Source organism: Pseudoalteromonas sp. G5_S1_14_S5, from assembly GCF_054968605.1.
This window is the reverse complement of sequence record NZ_JBQKUM010000160.1, coordinates 1-2,562: the sequence shown is the minus strand read 5'-3', so window position 1 is coordinate 2,562 and position 2,562 is coordinate 1. Positions and strand designations below refer to the sequence as shown.

1 protein-coding gene and 3 pseudogenes are annotated in these 2,562 nt (G+C 35.6%); 3 read left to right on the top strand and 1 reads right to left on the bottom strand.

Annotated elements, in window-relative coordinates; all coding sequences use genetic code 11:
• Positions 1-213: 213 nt before the first annotated feature.
• On the top strand, positions 214-1,251 hold the full coding sequence (locus tag ACTRWI_RS22250; protein ID WP_499133872.1) for a helix-turn-helix domain-containing protein: 1,038 nt from the start codon (positions 214-216) through the stop codon (positions 1,249-1,251).
• 525 nt (positions 1,252-1,776) lie between these two features.
• Here ACTRWI_RS22250 and ACTRWI_RS22245 read toward each other — a convergent pair.
• Positions 1,777-1,917: pseudogene (locus tag ACTRWI_RS22245) on the bottom strand (IS4 family transposase); the annotation flags it as partial.
• On the opposite strand from ACTRWI_RS22245, the pseudogene ACTRWI_RS22240 reads away from it, so the two are divergent.
• Both ACTRWI_RS22240 and ACTRWI_RS22235 read left to right on the top strand, forming a co-directional pair.
• Positions 1,915-2,142, top strand: a pseudogene (locus ACTRWI_RS22240) (IS1634 family transposase); the annotation flags it as partial. The pseudogenes ACTRWI_RS22245 and ACTRWI_RS22240 sit on opposite strands and share 3 nt — an antisense overlap.
• Before the next feature lie 230 nt (positions 2,143-2,372).
• Positions 2,373-2,562 (top strand): annotated as a pseudogene (locus ACTRWI_RS22235) (IS21 family transposase); the annotation flags it as partial.

Below are 2,562 nucleotides of genomic sequence, written 5' to 3'. Positions count from 1 at the left end.
AGGCTTAACCAGATCTCAGGTTATTTATGCCTTTCTATGAGTGTTTCTGTTTTTATCTAAAATATGATGCGTACAACTTGACACATCACAATTCTGACATATTATAAATAATAAATTCTTTAAAATAATTTATTATTTATATAATTGATTTTGTATATTAAAAAATCAAACAATCTACTTTAAATAAGTTAAAAGGTTGAAAAATCTACAATAATGGAAGCTATTAAAAAAACTCGATTCATAAGAGTCGCGGGGATAAAAAAGCTATATAAAAACACATTGACTAATTATGGAATTGATTCGCATGATTTACGGTTCCCTAATGATTTAATTAATGAAGACATGTCATTACTTCCTACTCAAGCATTATCGTTACTATATATAGATTTGCTTAATCTATCAAAAGACAAAGATTATGTATTTAACACATACAAAAAACTTGATTTAATAGTCGAGGATCCATTCAATGGCTGGTTATTTAAATGTCAAGATGTTTCAACATTAATATGGAAAGTAAACAACGTAGTCAATAGAATGCAAACAGGTGCTTGCTTATCTCTAATAAATCTGAATAAATATTCAGTATGGTCATACGAAAACCCTTTTATTCTCCCAGAAACACGCTTTCATGATAATATTAGAGTGCTTTTTGCAATGATATCGACTCTCAAATCTCACTTTGATCAAAATTACACACCGTTAAAAATAAGATTACCTAATACTATGATAAGCAGAAGCAAGTATGAAGACTATTTTGGGTGTGATATCGAATATGGTTCATCCCGCTTAGAGTTGTGGATAGATTCTAGAGATTATGTCAAGTACAATATGAAGATGAAAGAAAGTAATGGGGTAATCTTAAGTTCCAGAGAGCTTAAAAATTTATTAGAGATACCCTCACCAGATGACCAATATAGTACTTTTTGTGAACTGATAAACTACTGTCGATATTTAGGTTTTCCGACGCTGGAAGTGGTTTCAAATCTGCTAGGGGTGTCAGAACAGGTTGTACAACGTTTTTGTAAGTCTGTAGGTGTTTCTTTTTCTCATATTCGAGGTGATGTTTTAAGCAATATTTCCTTATATATGTTAAGAAATGGAGATGAAGTTAGCTTAATATCAAAAAAATTAGGTTATGAGCAAGTAGATAGCTTTAATCGAATGTTTAAAAAGTATAAAGGCATAACGCCCAAAAACTATCAAGATGAGTATTTCCGTCACAACACACATTATAGCTTCAGATATAAGTAAATCTTTACCATTTTCAAGTATGATTTAAACAGAATGAGTAAAGCGCTGAAGAATCCACTAATGATTTTTTGAAAAATAATTAAGTCAAAGTAGATGCACATTTTGTTATGTGATCAAATGGTTTTGACAAACACCAACTGACTAGACAACAAGATGTGAGAACTCAATATGTTACACGACTCTCTCTACCAATTCTGCCCTGAATTGCACTTAAAACGACTCAATAGCTTAACGTTGGCTTGCCATCAGGGCGAGACCTCAAATGATTTGTAGGGCTTAATTGATCGAATACCAAATATAACGATCGGTTCAGGGCGAGCGCATGAGTTGAGTTAATGTTAAAATTCACAAACCATTAACTAATGAGATATTTTTTTGAAGGTGACTTTCTCTTATCCTTGTTTGTTTCTTAAACGCAATCAGGACTTGCACAGCTCAAGTCTTAACGAGTTAATAAAGATAGTCGTTTCTGTTTACAAATAATCTACTCATGCGGTTGCCCTGGCAGCGTACTGAGGGATCCCCTCATAATTTCCCCAAAGCACAACCGTGCTTGAGTAAATCTTGAGCCAGAACAGTCGCTGATATGAGCATGTCTTCTCTCTTTATTGTGTAGCCAGAATGTCGCAACACTTCCAAGCCTAAGCGAACTGTTGAGAGGACATTAATTCTATTCAACTCGTCAAAGGTTATAGTCGAGATCACCGACCTGAATTGAATCAAGTTGTCCTTGAATTAATTTGTGAAAATCAAGCAGGGCTCCCTGTTTATATGCAGGCTCTCAGTGGAAACACGAACGATGCAAAAGCATTTTCAGAGGTCACTAAGCGCCATATTCACTGCCTTAAAGCCGCGCAAAATAATCGTTACTTTATTGCTGATGCAGCTTTATTGCATATTCCGGAGCAATCCGACCACCGATTCCGGGATTATCTGGACATTCATTCCGTTTTAATCCGGACACCATTTCCGGGATAAACCAGCCAAATTTCCACGAACTCCGGAATCACTGTCCGGTTTAGCGGAAACCCTGTCCGGTTTAGCGGAATACCTTTCTTTTCTCTTTTAAATCAATAGCTCACTATCCTTGTTAGATAATCTAACGTAGCAAGGAAGTGACAATGCCTAAAAAGAGAACATCTATGACAAACATTAAAGAGGTATTGCGCCTCAAATATGAGTGCAACTTGTCGACGAGAAAAATCGCTACTTGCGCCAAAGTCAGTCGCTCGACCGTCTCTGAAATACTACTGCGCTTTAAACACAACAACCTAAGTTGGCCACTTCCTGAAAATTACTCCGATACCGAGC